Genomic DNA, 23,596 nt, shown 5'->3' with positions numbered 1-23,596 from the left:
ACCATCCCCTCCCGGCAGGCGGCAGGTGGCACGCTGCAGGTCGCGAGCGGGCAGTGCCTCGCCGACCCGTCGTGGCGGCGTCGACGCCGGTAGGCTCCGACGGATGGACGCCCCTTCCGCTCGCTGGTGGGCCTGCCCCCTCGACGTCGAGACCTTCGCCGTCGACGCGGTCGAACAGGTCCGCGATGCCGCCGCCGCTCTCACCCGCGCGCGGGGCCTCGACCTCCATGTCACGACGAGCCCCGCGCTCACCGCCGCCTCCTTCGCCGCCCTCGAGCACCTGCACGTCGACGGCGTCCCGGCACAGGCGTGGGCGGAGCTGTCGGGCTTCGCCAGGGCGGCCGACGGCTGGGTGCGCCTGCACGGGAACTACCCCCACCATGCCGAGGTGCTGCGGGAGCTCTACGGGATCCGGGACCGGGACGGGCTCGACCGCGTCCTCGCCGTCCGGCCGGCCGCGCAGATCGAGGACGAGGTCGCCGCGGCAGGCGGGATCGCGGTCGCCGTCCGCACCGCCGAGGAGTGGCAGATGCACCCGCACCATCTCGCGACCGCCGGGGAGCCCTGGACCACGGTCGTCGACCGCGGGGCGCGCCCGGCGCTGCACGTCCTGGGCGGGACGTTCCCGGCATTGCCCCTCGACGGCGTTCGGGTCCTGGACCTCACCCGGGTGATCGCCGGCCCCACCTGCACCCAGCTGCTCGCCTGCCTGGGCGCCGACGTGCTCCGCATCGACCCGCCGCACCGCCCCGAGATCCCCGCCCAGCACCTCTCCACCGGAATGGGCAAGCGCTCGGCCGCCATGGACCTGCGCCGGCCCGACCACGCCGTCCGGGTGCGAGAGCTGGCTGCGAGCGCCGACGTGATCCTGGACGGCTACCGCCCCGGTGCGCTCGCGCGGCACGGGCTCGGCACCGAGGACCTCGAGGCCCTCGCCCCGCAGGCCGTGATCGTCTCCCTCTCCGCCTGGGGCGAGCACGGACCCTGGGGGCAGCGCCCCGGATTCGACTCGATCGTGCAGGCCGCGACCGGGATCGCGGTGCGCTGCGGGAGCGCCGAGCGGCCCGGGGCGCTGCCGGTGCAGGCGCTCGACCACGCGACCGGGCACCGGATCGCCGCGCACGTGATCGGGGCGCTCGCCTCAGGCCGCGCCGTCACCGTGCGGGCGAGCCTCCTCGGTGCCGCACGGACCCTGCTCGCCGCCGGGCCGCCCGCCTCCGACGACGTCGTGGGGCCGGCGGTGGAGGCCGCGGGGCCGTCCGTGCCGCGGGTGCGCGTGGTCGCCCGCGGGACGGAGCAGAGGCTCGAGGCGGTGCCGCCCCCGCTGCTGCTGGACGGACACACGATCGAGCAGGACGTGCCCGAGCACGGGGCCGCTGAGCCGGTCTGGCGCGGGAGCGTGGCGGGGCGATGGTCAGGTGCTGGCGGATAGCGATAGCGTCCTCGTACGGATATATCGTCGTACCGGGACGCCATCCGCCAGCAGTCGACCACCGCTCCGCGCCTCGCCCAGCAGGCTTCAGCTCAGCAGCTCGCGCAGGTCCTCGGCGGTGACGGCGGAGCGGAACGCCTCCCCGCCGTCGGTGAGGGCGTCGAACAGCTCGGCCTTGCGGCGCTGGAGGGCGAGGACCTTCTCCTCGATCGTGTCCTCCGCGATCATCCGGTAGACCATCACCTGCCGGTCCTGGCCGATGCGGTGGGCGCGGTCCACGGCCTGGTTCTCCGCCGCCGGGTTCCACCACGGATCCAGCAGGAACACGTAGTCCGCCTCGGTGAGGGTCAGGCCGAAGCCGCCCGCCTTCAGGGATATCAGGAACACCGGCGCGTCCCCGTCGCGGAAACCGCTGACGGCGGCGTCGCGGTCCCTGGTCGAGCCGTCCAGGTGCGCGAAGCCGATCCCGCGCGCGGAGAGCTCCGCGGCGACACGGTCCAGATAGGTCGTGAACTGGCTGAACAGCAGCACCCGGTGCCCGTCGCCGATGACCTCCTCGAGCCGGTCGAAGAGCGCCTCGAGCTTCGAGCTCGGCACGTCGGAGTACTCCTCGGGATCCACGAGCGAGGGATCCAGCGCCAGCATCCGCAGCAGCGTCAGGGAGCGGAAGACGATGAAGCGCGAGCGGTCCAGATCCGTGTCGATCAGGCCCAGCACCTTCTTGCGCTCGCGCTGCAGCACCGAGTCGTAGACCGCGCGGTGCTCCGGCGAGAGCGTCACCGTGAGCACCTCCTCGTGCCTCTCCGGCAGCTCCTTCGCGACGAGCTCCTTGGTGCGGCGCAGCAGGAAGGGGCGGACGCGCCGGCGCAGCTGCTCCATCCGTCCCGGCGCCTCGCCGGAGGCGATCGGCAGCGTGTAGCGCCGGCGGAACCCGATCGCGGAGCCCAGCAGGCCGGGCGCGACGAGGTCCATGATCGCCCACAGGTCGTCCAGGGAGTTCTCCATCGGGGTGCCCGTGATCGCCAGGCGCATGCCCGCGCGTACCCGCTTCGCGGCGAGGTGGGTGCGGGAACGGCGGTTCTTCACGAACTGCGCCTCGTCGAGCACGAAGCCCTGGAAGCGGCGGGAGGCGAAGAGCTCCTCGTCCAGGCGCAGCACCGCATAGCTGGTCACCACCAGGTCCACGCCCTCGAGGTCCTCCTCGCCGTGCCCGCCGCGGGCTGACGAGGTCCCCTCGAGCACCCGCACCCGCAGGTCCGGGGCGAAGCGCTCGGCCTCCCGCCGCCACACCGGCAGCACCGAGGCGGGCGCGACGACCAGGAACGGCGGCGCGACCGGGGACTGCTCGCGCGCGTGCGCGATCAGGGCGAGGGTCTGCACCGTCTTGCCCAGACCCATGTCGTCGGCGAGCACCCCGCCGAGGCCCTGGTCCCACAACAGCGAGAGCCAGGTGAAGCCCTCGCGCTGATAGGGCCGCAGGTCCGCGTGCAGCCCGGCGGGCAGGGACGGCACGGGACGGTCCTCGAGGGAGCGCAGCAGGCCGACGCTCGCGGTCCATTCCGCGCTCGCCTCGGCCTGGTCCGCGATCTCGGCGAGCTCGTCCCACATGTCGACCTGAAACGTCGAGATCCGCTGCACCTCCGGCTCCCACTCCGCGAGCGCCTCGCCCTCGCGGATCAGCTCGCGCAGCGCGTCGAAGGCCGGATGGTCCAGGGAGAAGTAGGTCTTGTCCGGCATCAGCAGCTTGTCCCGGCCGCGCGCGAGCGCCACGAACAGGCTCGGGAAGGGGATCTGCCGGCCCTCGATCGTGATGTCGAAGCCGAGGTCGAACCAGTCGTTCTTGCCGGGGGAGGCGTGCTGGGTGATGCGCACCTGCGGCGCGCCGTCGAGCTCGCGATAGGCGTGGCGGGTGCCGGTGACCTCGACCTCCACATGGTCCAGGCCGTCCAGCGCATCCAGCACGTGCGCGGTGAACTCGGCCGTGTCCACGCCGCTGAGCAGCTGCGCGGCGTCGGAAGGGTGATGCGGCCACAGGGTCATCGCCTCGGCGATCACCTCGTCCTCGTGCTCCATGTCGCGTCGGGCACCCTGGCGCTGGTCGATCGGCAGGCGGCGCTCGGGGTCGTGATAGCGCCAGGACCAGCGCAGCGAGAGCCGGTCCCCGTCGGCATAGGCGGCCTCGAGGTGCAGGGTGGGGCGGCGCGCGGCGGGCAGCGCCACGCTGCCGTCCGTGCTCGTGACCGTGCTGAGCGCGCGCAGCCGCGGATAGGCGACCTCGAGGAAGGTCTCGCGGTCCGCGGCGGGGATCGTCAGCCCCCGCCGACGGTGCAGGAGGGTGCGCAGATCCCGGGGGACGGCGGCGGGCAGCGGGGCGATCCGGCCGGCGAGCAGCTCCTCGCCCGCCGGCGCCGCCTCGAGCACCCCGGCCGCGCCGAGCAGGCGCACCGTGCGGCGCGGGGCGTCCTCGGGCAGGTCGTCGGACTCCTCCTCCGGCGCCCCCGCCGGTCCGTCGTCGGCCGCCCCGGCGATCCCGAGCCGCGGCGCGACCACCAGGTCCCCGCCCTCGAGCCCGCGCACGTCGAGTCCCGCCTGCCCGGCGCCGGCGAGCTGGATCGAGGCGAGCCCGCTGCCGGGCAGCAGCTCGATCCCGGCGTCCAGCGCATGGGCGAGGGCCTGCCACAGCAGCGGCGAGGTGATCGAGTTCAGCCACAGGTGGTCCACCGCGCCGGAGGTGTAGGAGCGCTCCACGGACGCCGCCGCGAAGATCCGTGTGAGCGCCTCGCCCTGCGCCTGGTCGTACTCCCGCCCGGCCCGGCGGAACTCGAAGCTGCGCCAGGAGAGGTCCCCCTTGATCCACAGCCCCTTGCGGCCGCGCGTGACCGGGCGCAGCCCCAGCCACAGCTCCGCCCCGGAGGCCAGGTGCGCGGCGGTCGCGACCTCCCGATGATGGCGGGAGGAGCCGGCCGACGAGGTCGCCGCCTCGAGATCGACCCGCAGCGCGAGCGGCTTCGCGACCGCGGTCCCGGACCGCTCCGCGACCGTGCCGCGGCCGAGCAGGGGCCGCAGCACCGAGCGCCACTCCGCGGGCGGGTCCTCCTTCGCAGCGCGGACGGCGAGGTCGTTCGTCCGGTACAGCAGCGCGCCGACATGCAGGCACGCCTCGCCCACCTCGCAGTCGCAGAGCGAGGAGCGCGGCCGCCACAGCCCGCCCGGCCCCGGCGCCTGGAAGCGGCGCGAGACGGCGTCCTCCTCGTACTCGACGAGGACCGCCTCGGCGCGGTGCTCGACGCCGTCGGCGTCCGTCACCGGTGCGGAGACCGTGGAGCTCGCCTCGTCCCAGTGCACCTCGCCGACGCTCCCGCCGCGCGCCGAGGCGAGGCTCCTGCCCGCCGTGCGATCTCCCACATGGTGGCTGATCGCCGAGGGCAGCAGGCGGGGGAGCAGGACCGATCCGGACATCCCGCCAACGTAACCCGCGACGCGTCCCGCGCACGAGGGATCGCGACGGATCGAACGCCCGCGGCGGGTAGTCTCACAACGTCCTCCCGGCGCGCGGGGGCCGACGCTCCCCGTCGGCCGCGCAGCGGGAGCAGCACCACCACCGACCCTTCCAAGGAGAACCCCGTGGCTCGACTCTTCGGCACCGACGGAGTGCGCGGACGCGCCAACGACGACATCACCGCGGAGCTCGCGGTCGAGCTGTCCGTGGGGGCGGCGCACGTGCTGGGCACCCTCGGCGCCTTCGGCGGCACCCGGCCGCGCGCCATCGTCGCCCGCGACACCCGTCCCTCGGGCCACTTCCTCGCCGCCGCGGTCAGCGCCGGGCTCGCCTCCGCGGGCGTGGACGTGCTCGACGCCGAGGTGCTGCCCACTCCGGGCCTCGCCCATCTCGTCCAGTCCACCGGCGCGGACCTCGGCGTGATGATCTCCGCCTCCCACAACCCCGCCCCCGACAACGGCATCAAGTTCTTCGCCCGCGGCGGCACCAAGCTGCCCGACGAGGTCGAGGACGCGATCGAGGCCCGCCTGGGCGAGCAGTGGGACCGCCCGCAGGGCACCGACGTCGGCACCATCAGCCGCTACGAGGGCGCGATCGAGGAGTACGTGACCCACCTCGTCGGCACGCTGGACCGCTCCCTCGAGGGCCTGACCGTGGTCGCCGACTGCGCCAACGGCGCCGCCTCGCTCTCCGGCCCCGAGGCGCTGCGCCGCGCCGGCGCGCGAGTGCACGTGATCGGCGACGGCACGGACGGCGGGCTGATCAACGACGGCGTCGGCTCCACCCACCTCGAGCCGCTGCAGGCCGCGGTGCGGGAGCACGGCGCCGACATCGGCGTGGCCTTCGACGGCGACGCGGACCGCTGCCTGGCCGTGGACGCCGACGGGGAGATCATCGACGGCGACCAGATCATGGCGATCCTGGCCCTGGATCTCAAGGAGCGCGGCAAGCTCCATGAGGACACCCTGGTCGTGACGGTGATGAGCAACCTCGGTCTCAAGCTCGCGATGAAGGAGCACGGGATCGTGCTGGGCCAGACCGGGGTCGGCGACCGCTACGTGCTCGAGGAGATGAACCTCGGCGGCTTCTCCCTGGGCGGCGAGCAGTCCGGGCACGTGATCCTCGCCGAGCACGCCACCACCGGCGACGGCGAGCTCACCGCCCTCCACCTCCTGCAGCGCATCGCCGAGACCGGCCGCACCGCCCGCGAGCTCAAGGCCGTCATGACCCGCCTCCCGCAGGCGCTGATCAACGTCAAGGACGTCGACAAGGCCAAGGCCACCATCGACCGCGGCGTCACCGACGCGATCGCCGCGGCGGAGGCGGAGCTGGGGGAGACCGGCCGTGTGCTGCTGCGCCCCTCCGGCACCGAGCCCGTGGTGCGCGTGATGGTCGAGGCGCCGACGGACGAGCAGGCGAGCGAGGTCGCCGAGCGCCTGGCGGTCGTCGTGCGCGAGCGCGTCGGGCTCTGAGCCGCGGATCCTCGGCCGAGGCGGCCCGGCCGCCCGGCCCGTCGGCGAGTGCTGCATCTGGACCTGTATTCCGTGCGAATACCGGTCCAGATGCAGCACTCGCCGTCTGTCGGAAGGGATCCGGAACGACGGGCCCCGGGGTAGAGGTGGCCCCGGGGTGGAGATGGGGCCGGGGGAGAGGCGGGCCCGAGGTGGAGATGGGTCCGGGGGAGAGGCGGGCCCGGGCTCAGACCTTGCGCAGCAGCACCGAGTGGACGCGGTGCTTCCCGTCCTTGCGCAGCACGAGGTCGGCGCGGCCGCGGGTGGGGACCACGTTCTCGGTGAGGTTCGGTCCGTTGATGCTGCGCCAGATCCCGAGAGCCGTCTGCACGGCCTCGTCATCGGTGAGATCGGCGTAGCGGCGGAAGTAGGAGCGCGGGTCGGAGAAGGCGGTCCTGCGCAGCTGCAGGAAGCGGTCCACGTACCAGCGCTGGACGTCCTCGACCCGGGCGTCGACGTAGACCGAGAAGTCGAAGAAGTCCGAGACCGCCATCCCCAGCCGTCCGTCGCGGCGGGGGCGGGCGGGCTGGAGCACGTTCAGGCCCTCGACGATCAGCACGTCGGGACGCTCGACGACCACCTTCTCGTCCTCGAGGATGTCGTAGGTCAGGTGCGAGTACACCGGGGCCTCGACCCGCTCGTGGCCGGCCTTGACGTCCGCGACGAAGCGCAGCAGGCGGCGGCGGTCGTAGCTCTCGGGGAAGCCCTTGCGCTGCATGATCCCGCGCGATTCGAGCACGTGGTTGGGGTACAGGAAGCCGTCGGTGGTCACCAGCTGGACCCGCGGGGTGTCGGGCCAGCGCGCCATCAGCTCGCGCAGCAGACGGGCCGTGGTGGACTTGCCGACAGCCACCGAGCCGGCCACGCCGATGATGTACGGGGTGCGCTGCTGGTGCTGGTCGAGGAACTCCTCCCGCGCCCGACGCAGCGACTGCGCGGCCGCGACCTGGATGTTCAGCAGGCGGGAGATCGGCCGGTAGACGGCGTCGACCTCCGAGAGGTCCAGCCGGTCGCCGAGGCCGCGCAGCCGGTCCACGTCCTCCTCGGACAGCGGCAGCGGCGTCTGCCGTGACAGCCGCGCCCAGTCCTCTCGGGAGATCTCCTCGAACGGGGTGACCGTGGCGTGCGCCGCTGCTGCCTTCATGCAGGAGATTCTTCCAGCATTTCGAGCCCGCGCCGTGCAGCGGTGCATCGCCGCCCTCCCGGCTGCGCCCCGGTCAGCACCGCGCAGGGCGCGATGCTCATATCTGATCGGTCGTGAGCACGCTCGGCCACGGCCGCGCGCGGCGGGGAGCGAAGGTGAGGAAGGCCTCGCACGGATCCGGCGCGGGCGGCGGAATCGGAGGACGCGATCGCTAGCGTGAGCGCCATGTGTGGAATCGTCGGATACGCAGGCCCTCGCGCCGCAGCCCCCTCCTCCCGTCCCGTGGACGTGGCCCTCCAGGGCCTCGCCCGCCTCGAGTACCGCGGCTACGACTCCGCGGGCGTCGCCGTCCTCGACGAGGGCGCGGTGCGCGTGACCAAGCGCGCCGGCAAGCTCGCGAACCTCCGCGGCGCCCTCGAGGACGCCTCGGAGTCCACCGGGCAGGTCGCCATCGCGCACACCCGCTGGGCCACCCATGGCGGCCCCACCGACACCAACGCCCACCCCCACCTGGGCGGACGCGACGGCGAGCTGGCGCTGGTCCACAACGGCATCATCGAGAACTTCGCCGCGCTGCGCGGCGAGCTCGAGGCCGACGGCTTCGCCTTCGCCTCCGAGACCGACTCCGAGGCCGCCGCCCATCTCGTCGCCCGCGAGATGGCGGCCACCGGCGACCTCACCGAGGCGATGCGCCGCACCGCCGCGCTGCTCGAGGGCGCCTTCACGCTCCTGGCCGTCCACCGCGACGCCCCGGACACCGTCGTCGCCGCGCGCCGCAACTCCCCGCTGGTGGTGGGCCTCGGCGACGGGGAGAACTTCCTCGGCTCCGACGTCGCCGCCTTCGTCGACTCCACCAAGGAGGCGCTCGAGATCGGCCAGGACCAGATCGTCACCGTCACCCCCGATGCGGTCTCGATCATCGACGTCGAGGGCCGCGAGGTCGAGGACGCGAAGCGCTACACGATCGAGTGGGACGCCGCCGCCGCGCAGAAGGGCGGCTACGACTCCTTCATGGCCAAGGAGATCCACGAGCAGGCCGACGCTGTCGCCGACACCCTCCGCGGCCGGCTCGAGAACGGCACCCTCCAACTCGACGAGATGCAGATCGACCCCTCGGTGCTGCGCAGCATCGACAAGATCGTGGTGATCGCCTGCGGCACCGCCGCCAATGCCGGCGCCGTCGCGAAGTACGCGATCGAGCACTGGTGCCGGATCCCCACCGAGGTCGAGCTCGCCCACGAGTTCCGCTACCGCGACCCTGTCGTCACCGAGAAGACCCTGGTCGTCGCGATCTCCCAGTCCGGCGAGACGATGGACACGCTCATGGCGGTCCGGCACGCCCGCGAGCAGGGCGCGAAGGTGATCGCGCTGTGCAACACGCGCGGCTCCACCATCCCGCGCGAGTCCGACGCGGCGCTGTACCTGCACGTCGGCCCCGAGATCGCGGTCGCCTCGACCAAGGCGTACCTCGGCCAGATCGTCGCCAGCTACCTGCTCGGCCTCTTCCTCGCCCAGGTGCGCGGCAACCTGTTCCCCGACGAGATCGCGGCGCTCATGGACGACCTCGAGCAGATCCCCGCGCAGATCCAGCAGGTCCTCGACGGCTCCGCGCAGATCGAGCAGCTCGCCCGTGACATGAAGGACGTCACCAGCGTGCTCTTCCTGGGCCGGCACGTCGGCTATCCCACCGCGATGGAGGGGGCGCTGAAGCTCAAGGAGATCGCCTACATCCACGCGGAGGGCTTCGCCGCCGGCGAGCTCAAGCACGGCCCGATTGCCCTGGTCGAGGAGGGGCAGCCGGTGTTCGTCATCGTGCCCTCCCCGCGCGGCCGCCACTCCCTGCACTCCAAGGTCGTCTCCAACATCCAGGAGGTGCGCGCCCGCGGCGCCCGCACCCTGGTGATCGCCGAGGAGGGCGACGACGCGGTGCTGCCCTACGCCGACGAGGTGATCCGCGTGCCCGCCACGCGCACCCTCTTCGCCGCGCTGCTGACCGTGATCCCGCTGCAGATCTTCTCCTGCGAGCTCGCGACCGCGAAGGGCCTGGACGTGGACCAGCCCCGCAACCTCGCGAAGTCCGTCACCGTCGAGTGACCGGCACGGCCGGCCGGGGCGGCGGGCGACCTGCCCGGTCCGCCCCGCCGGTGGGCCGGGGGTGTGATACTGCCACTGTGACCCTCTCGACCCCTGCGACGTCCGGCCCCGACGACACCTTCGGCGGCCGGGCGTTCGCGCCCCGGGCCGACGGCACCGTCGTCGGCGTCGGCGTGGACGTGGTGGACATCCCGCGCCTGGACGCGATGATCGCCCGGACCCCCGCCCTGCTCGACCGTCTCCTGACCCCCGGGGAGCGGGAGCTCTCACCGGCCTCGCGCGCCGCCCGGGTCGCCGCGAAGGAGGCCGTGGGCAAGGCCCTCGGCACCCCGGGAGACTTCTCCTGGCAGGACGTCACCGTCGAGCGCGCCACGGGACAGCGCCCCCATCTGCGGCTGCGCGGCGCGACCCTGCGCGCCGCCGAGGAGCAGGACGTCGCCCACCTCCACCTCTCCCTCTCGCACGACGGCGCGATCGCCACCGCGATCGTCGTCGCCGAGCGAGAGGCGCAGGCGGGGAGGCGCTGATGCTGCGAGGGCACGACGCCGAGGCCGTCCGCGAGGCCGAGCGGCCCCTGCTCGAGGCGGGGGAGCCGCTCATGCTCCGCGCCGCGGCCGCCCTCGCCGAGCGCGCCGCCCACCACCTGCGCTCCGTCCCCTTCGCGCCGCAGGTCCTCGTCCTCGCCGGGGCGGGCGCCAACGGCGGCGACGGGCTGCATGCCGCGGCAATCCTGCGCCGCGAGAACTCCCTGTCCGCCGACGCGATCACCACCTCTGCGCGCCGCCACGAGGAGGGCGCCCGGGCGCTCGAGACCGCCGGCGGGACCCTCCACCCCCTCGCCGAGCTCGACGCGGAGCGGCTCGAGCACCTGCTGGGCGAGGCGGACCTCGTGATCGACGCGATCCTCGGCATCGGCGGCCGCCCCGAGGTCCCCGCCGAGCTCGAGGAGCTGCTCGAGGCGGTGCGGGACAGCGGCGTGCCCGTCCTCGCCGCGGACCTGCCGAGCTTCGTCGACGCCTCCACCGGGAAGGCCGCGCCCGGAGCGCTGCCGGCGAGGGAGACGATCACCTTCGGAGCGGTCAAGGCGGGGCTGCTGCTGCCCGGCGGCGCCGAGCTCGCCGGGGCCGTGCACCTCGTTGACCTGGGGCTCCAGCCGCACCTGCCCGCCCGGCCCGCCGTGCAGCGGCTGGAGCTCGCCGATGCGCGCGACCTGCTCCCGCGCCCGGACCGCAGCTCCACCAAGTACAGCCGCGGCGTGGTCGCCCTCGCCGCCGGCAGCGAGCAGTTCCCCGGCGCGGCGGTCCTCGCCGTCTCCGGCGCCGCCCGCACGGGGGCGGGCATGGTCCGCTGCCTCGCCCCGCAGCGCGTGCTCGACCTGGTCCTGGCCGCCCGTCCCGAGACCGTCGGCCATCCGGTCGGCCCCGGCCGCGCGGGCGGTCGCGTGCTGGACGACGAGACCCTCGCGCGCACCCATGCGGTCGTGATCGGGCCGGGCCTGCCGGCCGACGACCCGCGTGCCGGGATCGGCGTCGCCATGCTCGCCGGCGAGGGGGAGGGGCCGCGCCGCGGGGCGCTCGACGCCGGCGCCCTCGGGGCGATCACCCCCGCGCACCGCTTCGGCCCCGACGTGGTCCTCACCCCGCACCGCGGGGAGGCCGAACGCCTCGCCAGGCGGCTCGACGTGGACCCGGACCTGTCGGCGCCGGAGCTCGCCCGGGCGCTGGCCGCCGCGACCGGCGCGACCGTGCTGCTGAAGGGCGCGATCACCCTCGTCGCCCCCGGGGACGGGGGAGCGCTGCGCTCCCAGGACGACGCCACCTCCCAGCTCGCCGCCGCCGGGACCGGCGACGTGCTCGCCGGGATCCTCGGCACCCTCCTCGCCGCGGGGCTGCCGGGCCCCGAGGCGGCCGCGCTCGCGGCGCTGCTGCACGGCCGGGCGGGCCGCGCGGCCTCGGGTGACGGACGGCACCCCCTGGTCGCGCTCGAGGTCGCGGACTCTCTGCCGGCGACCATCGGGTCTATCCTGGCGGACGCCCAGGACCTGAACCGAGGAGCCCGATGACCATCCCGATCCCTGCCGAGGACCCCCGGCACGTGCCCAACCGGGCGGTGATCGACCCCTCCGCGATCACCCAGAACACGCGGGCGCTGGGGACACTCCTCGAGGAGCAGACGGCGCTGATGGCGGTGGTCAAGGCCGACGGCTACGGGCACGGCATGCTCACCGCAGCTCGCGCCGCGATCGAGGGCGGGGCGACCTGGCTCGGCGTCGCCCACCCCGCGAGCGCCCTCGCGCTGGCCCGCGCGGACCTCGACGCGCAGATCCTCACCTGGCTGTACGAGCCGCACACGGCACGGATCGTGCTGCCCGAGGTGCTCGCCTCCGGGGTCGATGTCGCCGTCGGCTCCCCGGAGATGCTGCAGCTGGTCTCCGCCGCCGCGCGCGAGGCGGACCGGCGCGCCCGCGTCCACCTCAAGATCGACACCGGCATGGGCCGCAACGGTGTGATGCCCTGGCAGATCCGGGAGATGGGCACGGCGCTGCGCGAGGACGACTTCCTCCAGCTCACCGCCGCCTGGACCCACCTGACCAGCGCCGACTACCCCGAGGATCCGGCGACGGACCAGCAGGTGGAGCTGTTCGACTCGGCCTGCGAGGCGCTCGAGGAGGTCGCGGGCCCGATCCCGCTGCGGCACCTGGCGAACTCCGCCGCGACGCTGACCCGCCCCGATCTCCACCGCGACATCGTCCGCCCCGGCATTGCGCTGTACGGCTACCCGCCCGTGCCCGCCGATGTGCCGCTGCGCCCGGCGATGACTCTCTCGAGCCGGCTCGCGCTGGTCAAGGAGGTCCCCGAGGGGCACAGCGTCGGCTACGGCCGCATCCACCGCACCAGCCGTGCGACGACCCTGGGCCTCGTCCCCATCGGATACGCCGACGGGCTGCACCGCACCGCCTCGGACCGCATCGAGGTGCTCGTGCGCACCGAGAGCGGTGACCGGCGCGTGCCGCAGGTGGGACGGATCAGCATGGACCAGATCGTGGTCGACCTGGGTCCCGACAGCGACGCCCGCGCCGGGGACCAGGTGGTCCTCTTCGGCGACGCCGGCGGGGAGCCCGACGCCCCCACCGCCCCGACCGCGGATCACTGGGCGCGCGCCGCGGACACCATCCCCTACGAGGTGCTGACCTCCGTCTCCGGCCGGGTCACCCGCGAGGTGCGCGCATGACCGCGGGCTCCGACGGCACCGGTGCGTCCGGGGCCGGGACGGCCGGCACCGGCGCTACGGGCGAGAGCGACGGCGCCCTCGAGCTGCACACCCGCGACGCCGACGGGACCCGCGTGATCGCCCACGCGCTCGCCGCGGCGCTGCGGCCCGGCGACCTGCTCGTGCTCGACGGCCCGCTCGGGGCCGGCAAGACCACCTTCACCCAGGGGCTCGGCCAGGGCCTCGGGGTGCGCGGCCCCGTCGCCTCGCCGACCTTCGTGATCGAGCGGGTCCATCCGAACCTCGCCGGCGGCCCCGACCTCGTGCACGTGGACGCCTACCGCCTCGGCGGCACCGGCGAGATCGACGACCTCGATCTCGAGGCGGACCTGGACCGGGCCGTGACCGTCGTGGAATGGGGGAGGGACCGGGTCGAGCACCTCGCCGACTCCGTGCTGCTGGTCGAGCTCGAGCGCCCCGACCGGGTCGAGGACCCGCTGGACCCCGACGAGCCCCGCACCCTGCGTCTCACCCCGCGCGGACCCCGCTGGGACTCGGCCGCGATCGCCGCGCTCGAGGCGGCGCTCGCCGCGGTCACCGCCGCCGACGGCACCGCCGATCCTTCGGCCGAGTCCGACGTCCCCACCGCCACCGACCCCGTCGGCCCCGCCGAGCAGGAGGAGAGCTGATGCTCCTGGGAATCGACACCTCCGGCGCCGTGAGCGTCGCCGTCGCGCGCGGAGAGCTGCCCGGCACCGACGAGTCCGCGCCCGCCGCGGAGCTCGAGATCCTCGCGGTCCGCTCCGACGCTCGCTCCCGCCACCACGACGAGGTGCTGCTGGCCCTCGTGGAGGAGACCCTGCAGGCCGCGGGCGTGACGCGCGAGGAGCTGACCGGCGTGGTCGTCGGCCGCGGCCCGGGCCCCTTCACCGGGCTGCGCGTGGGGCTGATCTCGGCCCGCTCGATCGCCGCCGTGCTCGGTCTGCCCCTGCATGGACTGAGCTCCTTGGACGCCCTGGCCCATCAGGCTCTCGCGGATGTGCCGGCCGATCGAGGCCCGGTCACCGTCGCCGTGGCGCTCGACGCCCGTCGCCGCGAGGTCTACCACGCCCGCTACCGACGGGAGACGGACGGCGCGGTCACCCGGACCGCGGAGCCCGCCGTGCACGCCCCCGCCGAGGTCGCCGCCGAGCTGACCGGCTGCGACCTGCTGGTCGGCTCCGGCACCGCGCTGTATCCCGAGCTGCTGCCCGCGACCGCCGAGATCGAGCACGTCGACGCCGGCCACCTGCTGCGCGCCGCCGCCGAGCTCGCCGCCCGCGGCGAGGACCTCACCAGCACCGAGCCGATGTACCTGCGCGAGCCGGACGCCGCGAAGCCCACTGCGCGCAAGAGCGCCCTGGGCCGCTGAGATGAGCACGGCCGACGGCAGCGGCATCGCCGGCGGGTCCTGGATCTTGCGACCGGCGACCCTCGAGGACGTCGAGGAGATCGCGTTCGCCGAGCTCGAGCTGTTCCCCGACGAGGCCTGGACCGTCTTCCAGCTCGCCGAGGAGATCGCGCACCCCGACCGCCGCTATGTCGTCGCGGTCGAGGAGGGCACGCTGCTCGGCTACGCCGGGATCATGCTCGCCGGCGACATCGCCGACCTGCACACGATCGGCACGCGGAGTGAGGGGCAGGGGACCGGTCGCGCCCTGCTCGCCTGGTGCGAGGAGCAGGCCCGACGCGGCGGCGCGGAGCGGATGCTGCTCGAGGTGCGGGAGGACAACACCCGCGCCCGCGCCGTCTACACCGCTGCGGGCTATCGGGAGATCGGCCGCCGTCGCGCCTACTACCGCATCCGCGGTCGGCGCATCGACGCGCTCGTGATGCAGCGCGAGCTCGACGCCCCGGGCGGCCCCGCAGCCTGACCCGACGCTGCTGGCGCGGACCGGACCTCGCTCAGAGGTGGTCGTGCACCTTCTGGAAGATGTCCGGGTAACGGGCCTCCAGCCGCACCGAGGCGATCCGCAGCCCCACCAGCAGCACGACCACGCCGATCACGAGGGCGAGCGCCCCGGCGACGGTGATCAGCACGAGGCTGTCCGTGACCGCGCCCCAGATCCCCACGCCCAGCGGCAGCAGCATCGGCACGAACACGGCCACCATCGAGATCCCCATCGAGAGCATCGCGTTCGAGCTCGACGCGGACTTGTCCTTCATCGGGTTCGTGCCCGGAGGTGAGCTCGGGTAGGGCAGCATCACTCCCGCCACCATCGAGGTGCCCCAGCCGGCGAGCATCGCGCCGAGCGCGCCCAGCAGCGTCATCGGGATCAGATGCGGCAGCCCGAACAGCAGCGGCAGGCCGATCGTGATGACCACGACGGCGGGCACCATGAGCACCGCGATCGCCGCGATGCGGCCCAGCAGGTTCGCCCTCGCGGGCAGGCCGGTGACGATGTTGACCCAGCTGGCCGGGCCGTCGAAGCCGAACTCGTTCGAGACGCTGAGACCCGTCATCGCGCACATGAACACGGCCATCCCGAGCATCATCGGCCGCGCCTCGGGGGTGATGAAGCCCATCGCCACGAAGAACACGATGACCACCGGGTAGATGCCGAGCGCCGCGAGATAGCGGGTGTCGCGCCGCCAGTAGCGCAGCGCCTTGCCCATCACCGCGCCGAAGGGGCCGACGGGCACGAAGCGGGGCACGAGCGGGGAGACCTTCGCCTGCCCGGAGGAGGCGTCGCCGGTCAGCGCCGAGGTGAGGGAGAGGTCGATCGAGCGCCGCCACCACAGCCACACCACCACGATCGTCGCCGCGCCGATCAGCGCCCGCAGCAGCGCGGTGAGCACCCGCCCCTCGGCGAGGTCCATCGGCACGGAGAACAGCGCGCCGAGCGGCGTCCAGGCCAGCACGTCCACCGCGCGCGGCAGCTGCTCGCGCACCCACGCGGTGTCGAGGTCCTCGATCCGCTGCGCCGTGAGCGAGAAGGCGTAGATCGCCCCGAACATCACCATGAAGCCGAGGATCCCGCCCAGCTCGCGCCCCTTGCGGCTCGAGGTGCGCGAGGCCGAGTGCGCGAACCAGGCGCGCGGCAGCAGCAGGCACAGGGCGAGCCCGGCGAGATTCGCGGGGATCAGCGCGAGCGCGCCGAGCACGATCCAGCCCGCACCCTGCCCGAACACGATCAGCCACAGCAGCTCGAAGGCGGTCGCGATCCCGATCGCGAGCAGCGTGAAGATGCTCGGCAGGCTCAGCGCCGCCGCCGCGAACATGCCCGGCTGCAGCTCCTTCGCGCTGCGGGGGAAGAGCGCGAAGGCGCGCGGGTCCAGCGTGTCGTCGAGCCCGAAGGCGAACACGGGGATCAGGAACCACACCAGCACGGTGACCGCGCCGAGGCCCCGCACGATCTGCGGGAACAGCTCGCCCTCGCCGGCCCAGAGGGTCGTGCCCAGGAACAGGAACACGAGTCCCGCCAGGCCGCCCAGGGCGTACAGCGCCCCGATCGAGGTGCCGATGAGCTTGCCGATGTTCTTGCGGTAGGACCGCTTCCACAGCGTCCACTTCAGCCGCAGCTGCAGGCGCACCAGCGCGCGGCGCTCGATGTCGCCGTGGCGGACGTCCTGCGCGGCCGCGGTGCGGGCGTGCTCGGTGCTCAGGACTCCAACCACGACAGGCTCCCCTCCGCGACGTCGCCGCCGCCGACGAGGTCGATGAAGGTCTGCACGAGACTGCCGCCCTGGCGGACCTGGTCCAGCGTGCCGTCGGCCATCAGCTGCCCCTCGGCGATGATCGCGACGTGGCTGCACAGCCCCTCGACGAGCTCCATGACATGGCTCGAGAGCACCACCGTGCCGCCGCCGTCGACGTAGGCGGTGAGGATCGTGCGGATCACCTGCGCGGAGACCGGGTCGACGGCCTCGAGCGGCTCGTCCAGCACCAGCAGACGCGGGGCGTGCAGCAGCGCGCAGGCGAGCAGGATCTTCTTGGTCATGCCGGCGGAGTAGTCCACGACGAGCTTGCCGTCCTCGCCCGCGAGGTCGAGAGCGGCCAGCAGCGACTCCATCCGCTCCTCGACCACGGCCGGCTCCATCCCCCGGATCAGGCCGACGTAGGTCAGCAGCTCCCGGCCCGTGAGCCGGTCGAAGGTGCGCAGCCCGTCGGCGAGGACCCCCATCCGCGCCTTGGCCGCCTGCGGCTCGGCCCACATGTCGTGGCCGAGCACGTGGGCGGTGCCGGCGTCGGGCCGCAGCAGGCCCGTGGCCATCGAGAGGGTGGTGGTCTTGCCGGCGCCGTTGGGGCCGACGATCCCGTAGAAGGAGCCGCGCGGGACGTCCAGCGAGAAGGCGTGGACCACCTCGGTGCCGGAGAAGGACTTGCGCAGGCCGCGGATCGACAGCGCCGTCGACTCGGGGACCGACGCGTCGGCGGCGACGGGTGCGGCCGCGCCGGAGAGCGGGCGTGCTGCGGGCTCCGGGCTCGCTTGCGGGGAGGGGGCAGGCACCGAGGAGGGCTGGGGGGCGTCGCTGTGCATGCGGTCACGTTATCGCCCGGCCGGTGCGCGAAGCTCCCTCTCTCGGCGGGAGCATCTGCGACCTTCGTCGGTGCGCAGGCGGAGAGCCTGCGATGACTAGGATGCCCGTGAGCCACCGTGGCTCGTACGGAAGGAGCCCCATGTCGACATCGCGCCCCGCTCCCGGAGCCCCGGGCCTCGCGCAGGAGGTCCGAGAGATCCCGATCGGTGTGCGCCGGGCCGCCTCGTGGTCCTGGCGCCTGCTCCTCATCGTCGCCGCCGGCGCGCTGCTGCTGTGGGGGCTCGTGCAGATCACGACGATCGTGATCCCGCTGTTCATCGCCGTTCTGCTCGCCTCGCTGCTCACCCCCGTGGTCAAGGTGATCGTCCGCTACACGCCGCTGGGACGCGGAGCGGCCAGCGGCATCGCCCTGCTGGGCCTGCTGCTCGTGATCGCGGGGATGTTCACCCTCGCCGGCCGGCAGCTGATCGCGCAGTGGGACGACATCCAGGGCCGTGCCGTGCAGGGCTTCCAGGCGCTGCTCGACTGGGTCCAGAGCACGTTCCAGATCGACACCCCGATGATCGACTCCGCTCTCGAGGAGGGGCTCGAGCAGCTCCAGCAGTACTCCGGCCAGCTGGTCTCCGGCGCGGTCACCACCGCCACCGCGCTCGGCAACATCGGCACCGGTCTCGTCGTGGCGCTGTTCTCCCTGTTCTTCCTGCTCGCCGGCGGGTCGGGGATCTGGCGCTGGGTCGTCGGCCTGCTCCCGCCCGCCGCGCGCGTGCCCACCCATGAGGCGTTCCGCCGCGGCTGGAAGGCGCTGTCGGCCTACATGCGCACCCAGATCCTCGTCGCCGCCGTCGACGCGACCGGCATCGCGATCGGCATGGTCGCGCTGAGCCTGGGCTCCTACGCGGTGCCGATCTGGCTGCTCGTGTTCCTGTTCAGCTTCATCCCGCTGGTCGGCGCCATCGTCTCCGGCGCGATCGCGGTGCTGCTGGTGCTGGTGCTCAACGGCTGGGTCGGCGCGGTGATCATGCTCGTGATCGTGCTGGCCGTGCAGCAGCTCGAGGGCAACGTGCTGCAGCCCTTCCTCATGGGCAAGGCCGTCGAGATCCACCCGCTGGGCGTGTTCCTGGGCGTCGCCGCCGGCGCGATGATCGCCGGGATCCCCGGTGCGCTGTTCGCGATCCCGCTGATCGCCTTCGTCAACGCGACCCTGCTGTACGTGGTGGGGCGGGACCCGAGCCCCGACCTCGGCCACGACCGGGCCAGCGCGGAGCACTTCGCGGCGCTCACCCGCGGCACCCCCGCGCGCGAGAGCGTCGGCGCGCAGGGAGCGGCGCCCGACGCGGCGGACACGGCGGCCGACGACGACGGCCCGGTCCCGTCGGCCGGTGCCGCGGCGGGCGGTGATCCCGCCCCGTCGGTCGAGGAGCCCGTCCCGTCGGTCGAGGAGCCCGCCCCGTCGGTCGAGGAGACCGCCCCGCGCCCGCGCGAGGACGAGCAGCGGGACTGACCCTGCCCTCGGGAGCCGGCCTCCCGGGATCCGCTTCCTCGGAAGGCGGCCCCCAGAACGGGACGAGCCCCTCCCGGCAGCGCCGGGAGGGGCTCGTCCCTGTGTCCGGGACAGGGCCCGGACCTGCCCCGCGGGGCGTGCGACTCAGGCCGTGTACGGCTTGGCGCGGAGGATCTCGATCGGGAGCGACTTCCCGTTCGGGGCGATGTAGTCGACGGTGTCGCCGACCTTCGAGCCGTGGATCGCGGAGCCCAGCGGCGACTCGGTGGAGTAGACCTCCAGATCGTCGCCGTCGGCGATCTCGCGGTTGCCGAGCAGGAAGGTGCGCTCCTTGCCGGCCATCGAGATCGCCACGACCATGCCGGGCTCGACGACGCCGTCATCTTTCGGGGCCTCCCCGACCACGGCGTTCTTCAGCAGGCGCTGGAGATCGGCGATGCGCGCCTCCATCTTCCCCTGCTCCTCGCGTGCGGCGTGGTAGCCGCCGTTCTCCTTGAGGTCGCCCTCGTCGCGAGCCGCGGCGATGCGCTCGGCGATGTCGGTGCGGCCCGGGCCCTCGAGCTCGGCGAGCTCCTTGGCCAGGCGGTCGTACGCGTCCTGGGTGAGCCAGGCGCCATTCGGCTGGCTGCTCATGGGTTCACTCCTGTCGTCCTCGGTGATGCGCACGGGGACGAGAACCCCCGAAACGCGAATCACGGGGCACATGTCCTCATGCGCCCCGTGTGCGGGTGATGATGATGCCCGGCTGTTCGCCGGTTTCGGGCAACCTTACACGTCACCTCCCACGTTCCCCGGGACCGTCGGAGGATTTACGCGCACGGAGAAATCCGTGCCTGCCGCTCCGGGCCCCGTCAGCCGACGGTGCAGCCGACGATCTCGGCCGAGACCGCCTGGCCCTGCGTGGAGATCTCCACGTGGTGGGCGGTGCGCCGCTCCGTCTGCGCCGGCACGGTCGTCTCGACGAAGCCGACCTGGGCCCGTCCCTCGTTCAGCGCCTGGATCCGGCAGGTCGCCTCGGTGCCCGGGGGCATCGTGACCACGTAGTCCACCTCGATCAGGTCGTCGGCCAGATGCTCGTAGGCGACGACCTCGTAGCGCACGTCGGTCCTCGAGATCATCATGCCGATGACCACCACGGCCGCGAGGAACACCGCCGCGGCGACTCCCACCAGGATCTTCGCGGTGCGCGGGGACACGATCGGCCCGCCGTAGCGCTGCGCGTGGAGGTCCTTGACGTCGTCCATGGGCTCAGTCTCGCAGACGCCGGCGGGGAGCCCGCCGACAGTCGGGCCGGTGTCCGGGAGGGGCCGGTCACCTCCGCGCCGTGGGGAGGTGACGGTCACGTCGGCGCCGCGGACAGGGGTGCTCCCCGGTGCGGTCCAGGCGAGGTGGCGTACGATCGGACGCTGGTGCAGGACTCGTGGACCGCCCGGTGTGACCGCCCGGTCCGGGCCCGCCCACCGCACCGGGGCAGCGCCCCGCCCGTCGTTCTCCGAGGAGTCCCGTGACCGTCCAGCTGCCCGCCCCCGATGAGCCCCTGCGGATGATCGCCGTCCATGCGCATCCGGACGACGAATCGTCCAAGGGTGCAGGATCGACCGCGCGGTATGCCCGCGAGGGCGTCGAGGTCACGGTGATCACCGCGACCGGCGGCGAGCGCGGCGACGTGCTGAACCCCCGCCTGCGCGACGACCCCGAGATCACCCCGGCGACCCTGCCCGGCATCCGCCGCCGCGAGATGCAGCGCGCCCAGGAGATCCTCGGCGTCGGCCACGAGTGGCTGGGCTTCGTCGACTCCGGTCTTCCCGAGGGCGACCCGCTGCCGCCCCTGCCCGAGGGCAGCTTCGCGAGCCTCCCCGTCGAGGAGGCGGCGCGTCCCCTGGTCGAGGCGGTGCGCCGCCTGCGCCCCCACGTGATGACGACCTACGACGAGAACGGCGGCTACCCGCACCCCGACCACATCCAGGTCAACCGCATCTCGCTGGCCGCCTTCGACCTCGCGGCGGACCCGGGCTTCGCCCCCGAGCTCGGCGAGCCCTGGGAGATCGCCAAGCTCTACTACATCAACGGATTCCATCGCCAGCGCTTCTCCGCGGTGAGCCGTCACCTGCGCGCCGAGGGTGCCCCGAACGAGGAGCTCGAGCAGATGCTCCAGCGCTACGACGAGAGCCACGACCGGCTGCTCACCACCCGCATCGACGTGCGCGAGTATCTCGGGATCCGCGACGACGCGCTGCGCGCCCACGCCACTCAGGTCGACCCCGACGGGCCGTTCTTCCGCATCTCGCACGACGCCGAGATCGCGGCCTGGGGCACCGAGGACTACGAGCTGCACATCTCCCGCATCGGGGTGAAGCTGCCCGAGCGGGACCTGTTCGCGGGGCTGCGCCACGAGAGCGTCGAGGCGCGTCCGTGAACGCGGCGGGGATGCTCCCGGTCCTCGGCGCCGTGCTGCAGGCCGCGCCGAGCCCCTCGGACGGCGGCGAGGAGGAGTTCACCTCCGTCACCGTCTCCCCGGGGCTGCCGGGCTTCTTCGCGGTGTTCGTGCTCGCCGTGGTCGTCGTGCTGCTCCTGGTCGACATGACCCGGCGGGTGCGCCGGGTCCAGGCCAAGGCCCGGGTCGAGGAGCGCCACGCCGAGCTCGAGAGGGAGGCGGCCGAGGCCGCGGCCGCGCAGGACGACGAGGGGGTCCAGGGCGACGGGACGTCGGAGAGCGACGGCACGCCGCCCGACGACAACCGCGCCTGAGCCGTCGGCCCTGGGCGCTGTGTCAGAGCACGGCCACGGCGACGGCTGCGAAGTGGCAGCCGAAGCCGATCAGCGTCCCGGCGTGGAAGAGCTCGTGGAACCCGAACCAGGCCGGCGAGGGGTTCGGCCGCTTCAGCGCGTACATCACCGCACCGCCGGTGTAGGCGAGACCGCCCGCGATCAGCAGGATGACCACGGCCCAGCCGCCGCTCGCGAAGAGCTGCGGCATGTAGAACATCGCCACCCAGCCCAGCGCCACGTAGGCGGGGACGTACAGCCACCTTGGCGCACCGGTCCAGAAGATCCGGAAGCACACCCCGATCAGCGCCCCGCCCCAGGCGATCGCCAGCAGCGTCAGCGCCTGGCGCGGGGCGAGCAGCGCGGCGGCGATCGGCGTGTAGGTCCCCGCGATGATCAGGAAGATGTTCGCGTGGTCGAAGCGGCGCAGGATGATCGCGTGCTGCGGTGACCAGGTGCCGCGGTGGTAGACGGCGCTGACCCCGAACAGCATCCCCGCCGTCAGCACGAAGGCCGCGCAGGCCAGGCGGATCGTCACGGTCTCGCCGAGAGCGACGAGCAGCAGCCCGATCACGAGCGAGGTCGGGAAGGCGATCAGGTGCAGCATCCCGCGCAGGCGCGGCTTGGGCAGCTGCAGCCCCAGCTGGGTCGCGCGGCGCGCCATCGCCCGGGTCAGCGTGCGCGGCGCGAACGGGAAGTTCTCGGCGGTGGGCAGGTCCTCGTCGCGCACCTCGGTGGTGCCGCCGCTGCCGGCGACGGCGAGGGCGACCTCCCGCGGCGCCGGGTCCTCCAGGGTCGGGGAGATGGCGGGGGAGTCCTCGGCGGAGGCGCGCACGGCGGAGGAGTCGTCGGCGGTGGTCCGGGGCGAGCGCCCGGCGGTGCTCGGGGTGGCCTTCTCGGGCTGTCCGGGGGTCATGGGGTCACGTTAACCTACGCAGCCGTAGGTTCGGTGGGTGGGAGCTGTGACCGAGTCGTGTGGATTCCCGCCGAACGTCGGGCGGCACCCCCGTCGTCGTCGATAATGGAGGGCGGACGCGCCGCACCCGGCGCGCCCCGGAGCGGATCTCCGGGACAGCGGCGCGAACGACGGAGGTGAGGATGGACGACGACGGCCTCCTGTACCGCGTGTACGAGCGCCGCCTGGGCAAGGAGCTCGAGGCCTTCGACCTTCCCCAACATCTCGGAGTCATCGTCGACGGCAACCGCCGCTGGGCGAAGGCGGCGGGGGAGACCACGGCGCAGGGACACCGCGTCGGCGCCGCGAAGATCGTCGAGTTCCTCTCCTGGTGCGAGGACCTCGGCATCCCCCTGGTCACCGTGTGGATGCTCTCCACCGACAACCTGCGCCGCCCGCCCGATGAGCTCGGCGCGCTCTACGGCATCATCACCTCCGTGATCGAGCAGATCACCGAGGCCGGCTACTGCGTGCGCCTGACCGGCAGCGCCGACTCCCTGCCCGAGGAGATGCGCGCCGGCATCGCACGGCTGCAGCAGGAGAAGCCGCCGGAGTCCCGGCTGACCGTGAACGTCGCGATCGGGTACGGCGGTCGCGAGGAGATCGTCGACGCCGTGCGCGAGCTCGTGCGGGATCTCGGCGCACAGGGCAAGGGCGCGGACGAGATCGCCGAGGAGATCAGCGTCGGCTCGATCGCCGAGCACCTCTACACGCGCGGCCAGCCCGATCCCGACCTCATCATCCGCACCTCCGGGGAGCAGCGCCTCTCCGGCTTCCTGCTGTGGCAGTCGGTGCACTCCGAGTTCTGGTTCTGCGAGACCTACTGGCCCGGGTTCCGCCGCATCGACCTGCTGCGCGCCCTGCGCGACTACTGCCGACGCGAGCGCCGCTTCGGAGCCTGAGGCGAGGCGGTCCTCGTCGTCGCCTGAGCCCGGATCCGCCGGAGTCTCCCAGCGAGCCCCG

20 protein-coding genes are annotated in these 23,596 nt (G+C 73.5%); 13 read left to right on the top strand and 7 right to left on the bottom strand.

Annotated features, from left to right (window positions below; translation table 11 throughout):
• The first annotated feature begins 103 nt into the window (after window positions 1-103).
• Window positions 104-1,432 (top strand): CoA transferase, encoded by a 1,329-nt coding sequence (locus D1648_RS12980; protein WP_122942520.1) that lies wholly within the window; start codon window positions 104-106, stop codon window positions 1,430-1,432.
• Window positions 1,433-1,519: 87 nt separating this feature from the next.
• Here the strand turns inward: D1648_RS12980 and D1648_RS12975 are convergent, their stop codons facing one another.
• On the bottom strand, window positions 1,520-4,891 hold the full coding sequence (locus D1648_RS12975) for a DEAD/DEAH box helicase (RefSeq protein ID WP_122942518.1): 3,372 nt from the start codon (window positions 4,889-4,891) through the stop codon (window positions 1,520-1,522).
• Window positions 4,892-5,056: 165 nt separating this feature from the next.
• Here D1648_RS12975 and glmM point away from each other — a divergent pair, with 165 nt between their 5' ends.
• A complete protein-coding gene (gene glmM, locus D1648_RS12970; protein ID WP_122942516.1) occupies window positions 5,057-6,403 on the top strand; it encodes a phosphoglucosamine mutase in 1,347 nt (448 codons plus the stop codon).
• 226 nt (window positions 6,404-6,629) lie between these two features.
• Here glmM and coaA read toward each other — a convergent pair whose 3' ends face one another.
• On the bottom strand, window positions 6,630-7,586 hold the full coding sequence (gene coaA, locus D1648_RS12965) for a type I pantothenate kinase (RefSeq protein ID WP_122942514.1): 957 nt from the start codon (window positions 7,584-7,586) through the stop codon (window positions 6,630-6,632).
• Window positions 7,587-7,811: 225 nt separating this feature from the next.
• On the opposite strand from coaA, the gene glmS reads away from it, so the two are divergent.
• The 7 genes from glmS (at window position 7,812) to D1648_RS12930 (ending at window position 14,803) form a co-directional block, all read left to right on the top strand.
• The gene (gene glmS / locus D1648_RS12960) at window positions 7,812-9,680 is read left to right on the top strand and encodes a glutamine--fructose-6-phosphate transaminase (isomerizing) (protein WP_122942512.1); all 1,869 of its coding nucleotides are present in this window, start codon (window positions 7,812-7,814) and stop codon (window positions 9,678-9,680) included.
• 77 nt (window positions 9,681-9,757) lie between these two features.
• Window positions 9,758-10,207 (top strand): holo-ACP synthase, encoded by a 450-nt coding sequence (locus D1648_RS12955; protein WP_122942509.1) that lies wholly within the window; start codon window positions 9,758-9,760, stop codon window positions 10,205-10,207.
• Window positions 10,207-11,742 (top strand): NAD(P)H-hydrate dehydratase, encoded by a 1,536-nt coding sequence (locus D1648_RS12950; RefSeq protein WP_122942507.1) that lies wholly within the window; start codon window positions 10,207-10,209, stop codon window positions 11,740-11,742. The genes D1648_RS12955 and D1648_RS12950 overlap by 1 nt, the downstream gene beginning before the upstream one ends.
• A complete protein-coding gene (alr, locus tag D1648_RS12945) occupies window positions 11,739-12,911 on the top strand; it encodes an alanine racemase (RefSeq protein WP_122942505.1) in 1,173 nt (390 codons plus the stop codon). Before D1648_RS12950 ends, alr begins: the two co-directional genes overlap by 4 nt.
• Window positions 12,908-13,579 (top strand): tRNA (adenosine(37)-N6)-threonylcarbamoyltransferase complex ATPase subunit type 1 TsaE, encoded by a 672-nt coding sequence (gene tsaE / locus D1648_RS12940; RefSeq protein WP_122942501.1) that lies wholly within the window; start codon window positions 12,908-12,910, stop codon window positions 13,577-13,579. The genes alr and tsaE overlap by 4 nt, the downstream gene beginning before the upstream one ends.
• Window positions 13,579-14,301, top strand: a complete 723-nt coding sequence (gene tsaB / locus D1648_RS12935) for a tRNA (adenosine(37)-N6)-threonylcarbamoyltransferase complex dimerization subunit type 1 TsaB (RefSeq protein ID WP_122942498.1) — start codon at window positions 13,579-13,581, stop codon at window positions 14,299-14,301. The genes tsaE and tsaB overlap by 1 nt, the downstream gene beginning before the upstream one ends.
• A gap of 1 nt (window position 14,302) precedes the next feature.
• A complete protein-coding gene (locus D1648_RS12930; protein WP_122942496.1) occupies window positions 14,303-14,803 on the top strand; it encodes a GNAT family N-acetyltransferase in 501 nt (166 codons plus the stop codon).
• A 31-nt stretch (window positions 14,804-14,834) separates the two neighbouring features.
• Here D1648_RS12930 and D1648_RS12925 read toward each other — a convergent pair whose 3' ends face one another.
• Together D1648_RS12925 and D1648_RS12920 are read right to left on the bottom strand one after the other, a co-directional pair.
• Entirely contained in the window at window positions 14,835-16,547 is a 1,713-nt protein-coding gene (locus tag D1648_RS12925; RefSeq protein ID WP_122942494.1) for a hypothetical protein, read from the bottom strand.
• Window positions 16,532-17,410 (bottom strand): ABC transporter ATP-binding protein, encoded by an 879-nt coding sequence (locus D1648_RS12920; protein ID WP_122942492.1) that lies wholly within the window; start codon window positions 17,408-17,410, stop codon window positions 16,532-16,534. The genes D1648_RS12925 and D1648_RS12920 overlap by 16 nt, the downstream gene beginning before the upstream one ends.
• A gap of 140 nt (window positions 17,411-17,550) precedes the next feature.
• Here D1648_RS12920 and D1648_RS12915 point away from each other — a divergent pair, with 140 nt between their 5' ends.
• Complete coding sequence (locus tag D1648_RS12915; protein ID WP_122942490.1) at window positions 17,551-18,912, top strand: AI-2E family transporter; 1,362 nt, start codon at window positions 17,551-17,553, stop codon at window positions 18,910-18,912.
• 144 nt (window positions 18,913-19,056) lie between these two features.
• Here D1648_RS12915 and greA read toward each other — a convergent pair whose 3' ends face one another.
• Entirely contained in the window at window positions 19,057-19,545 is a 489-nt protein-coding gene (greA, locus tag D1648_RS12910) for a transcription elongation factor GreA (protein WP_122942488.1), read from the bottom strand.
• A gap of 218 nt (window positions 19,546-19,763) precedes the next feature.
• Window positions 19,764-20,156, bottom strand: a complete 393-nt coding sequence (locus tag D1648_RS12905) for a DUF4307 domain-containing protein (RefSeq protein WP_122942486.1) — start codon at window positions 20,154-20,156, stop codon at window positions 19,764-19,766.
• Between the two features lie 260 nt (window positions 20,157-20,416).
• Here D1648_RS12905 and mca point away from each other — a divergent pair, with 260 nt between their 5' ends.
• Together mca and D1648_RS12895 are read left to right on the top strand one after the other, a co-directional pair.
• A complete protein-coding gene (gene mca, locus D1648_RS12900) occupies window positions 20,417-21,328 on the top strand; it encodes a mycothiol conjugate amidase Mca (protein ID WP_122942483.1) in 912 nt (303 codons plus the stop codon).
• Complete coding sequence (locus tag D1648_RS12895) at window positions 21,325-21,660, top strand: hypothetical protein (RefSeq protein WP_206424811.1); 336 nt, start codon at window positions 21,325-21,327, stop codon at window positions 21,658-21,660. The genes mca and D1648_RS12895 overlap by 4 nt, the downstream gene beginning before the upstream one ends.
• A 22-nt stretch (window positions 21,661-21,682) precedes the next feature.
• On the opposite strand, the gene D1648_RS12890 is transcribed toward D1648_RS12895, so the two are convergent.
• Window positions 21,683-22,594: a hemolysin III family protein gene (locus D1648_RS12890; protein ID WP_164518717.1), complete on the bottom strand. Its 912-nt coding sequence runs from the start codon at window positions 22,592-22,594 to the stop codon at window positions 21,683-21,685.
• A 182-nt stretch (window positions 22,595-22,776) separates the two neighbouring features.
• On the opposite strand from D1648_RS12890, the gene D1648_RS12885 reads away from it, so the two are divergent.
• Window positions 22,777-23,535, top strand: a complete 759-nt coding sequence (locus D1648_RS12885; RefSeq protein WP_122942481.1) for an isoprenyl transferase — start codon at window positions 22,777-22,779, stop codon at window positions 23,533-23,535.
• Window positions 23,536-23,596: the final 61 nt, after the last annotated feature.

It is taken from the genome of Brachybacterium sp. EE-P12 (genome assembly GCF_003711805.1).
Taxonomy (GTDB): domain Bacteria; phylum Actinomycetota; class Actinomycetes; order Actinomycetales; family Dermabacteraceae; genus Brachybacterium.
The sequence above is the reverse complement of the archived record's forward strand: the minus strand, read 5'-3'. Positions and strand labels throughout refer to the sequence as shown.

Coding starts and splice junctions, on each gene's coding strand:
- D1648_RS12930 (WP_122942496.1), top strand. CDS start 14,303: ATGAGCACGGCCGACGGCAGCGGCATCGCCGGCGGGTCCTGGATCTTG.
- D1648_RS12920 (WP_122942492.1), bottom strand. CDS start 17,410: ATGCACAGCGACGCCCCCCAGCCCTCCTCGGTGCCTGCCCCCTCCCCG.
- coaA (WP_122942514.1), bottom strand. CDS start 7,586: ATGAAGGCAGCAGCGGCGCACGCCACGGTCACCCCGTTCGAGGAGATC.
- tsaB (WP_122942498.1), top strand. CDS start 13,579: ATGCTCCTGGGAATCGACACCTCCGGCGCCGTGAGCGTCGCCGTCGCG.
- D1648_RS12890 (WP_164518717.1), bottom strand. CDS start 22,594: ATGACCCCCGGACAGCCCGAGAAGGCCACCCCGAGCACCGCCGGGCGC.
- glmS (WP_122942512.1), top strand. CDS start 7,812: ATGTGTGGAATCGTCGGATACGCAGGCCCTCGCGCCGCAGCCCCCTCC.
- greA (WP_122942488.1), bottom strand. CDS start 19,545: ATGAGCAGCCAGCCGAATGGCGCCTGGCTCACCCAGGACGCGTACGAC.
- D1648_RS12950 (WP_122942507.1), top strand. CDS start 10,207: ATGCTGCGAGGGCACGACGCCGAGGCCGTCCGCGAGGCCGAGCGGCCC.
- D1648_RS12885 (WP_122942481.1), top strand. CDS start 22,777: ATGGACGACGACGGCCTCCTGTACCGCGTGTACGAGCGCCGCCTGGGC.
- tsaE (WP_122942501.1), top strand. CDS start 12,908: ATGACCGCGGGCTCCGACGGCACCGGTGCGTCCGGGGCCGGGACGGCC.
- alr (WP_122942505.1), top strand. CDS start 11,739: ATGACCATCCCGATCCCTGCCGAGGACCCCCGGCACGTGCCCAACCGG.
- D1648_RS12980 (WP_122942520.1), top strand. CDS start 104: ATGGACGCCCCTTCCGCTCGCTGGTGGGCCTGCCCCCTCGACGTCGAG.
- D1648_RS12915 (WP_122942490.1), top strand. CDS start 17,551: ATGTCGACATCGCGCCCCGCTCCCGGAGCCCCGGGCCTCGCGCAGGAG.
- D1648_RS12975 (WP_122942518.1), bottom strand. CDS start 4,891: ATGTCCGGATCGGTCCTGCTCCCCCGCCTGCTGCCCTCGGCGATCAGC.
- D1648_RS12905 (WP_122942486.1), bottom strand. CDS start 20,156: ATGGACGACGTCAAGGACCTCCACGCGCAGCGCTACGGCGGGCCGATC.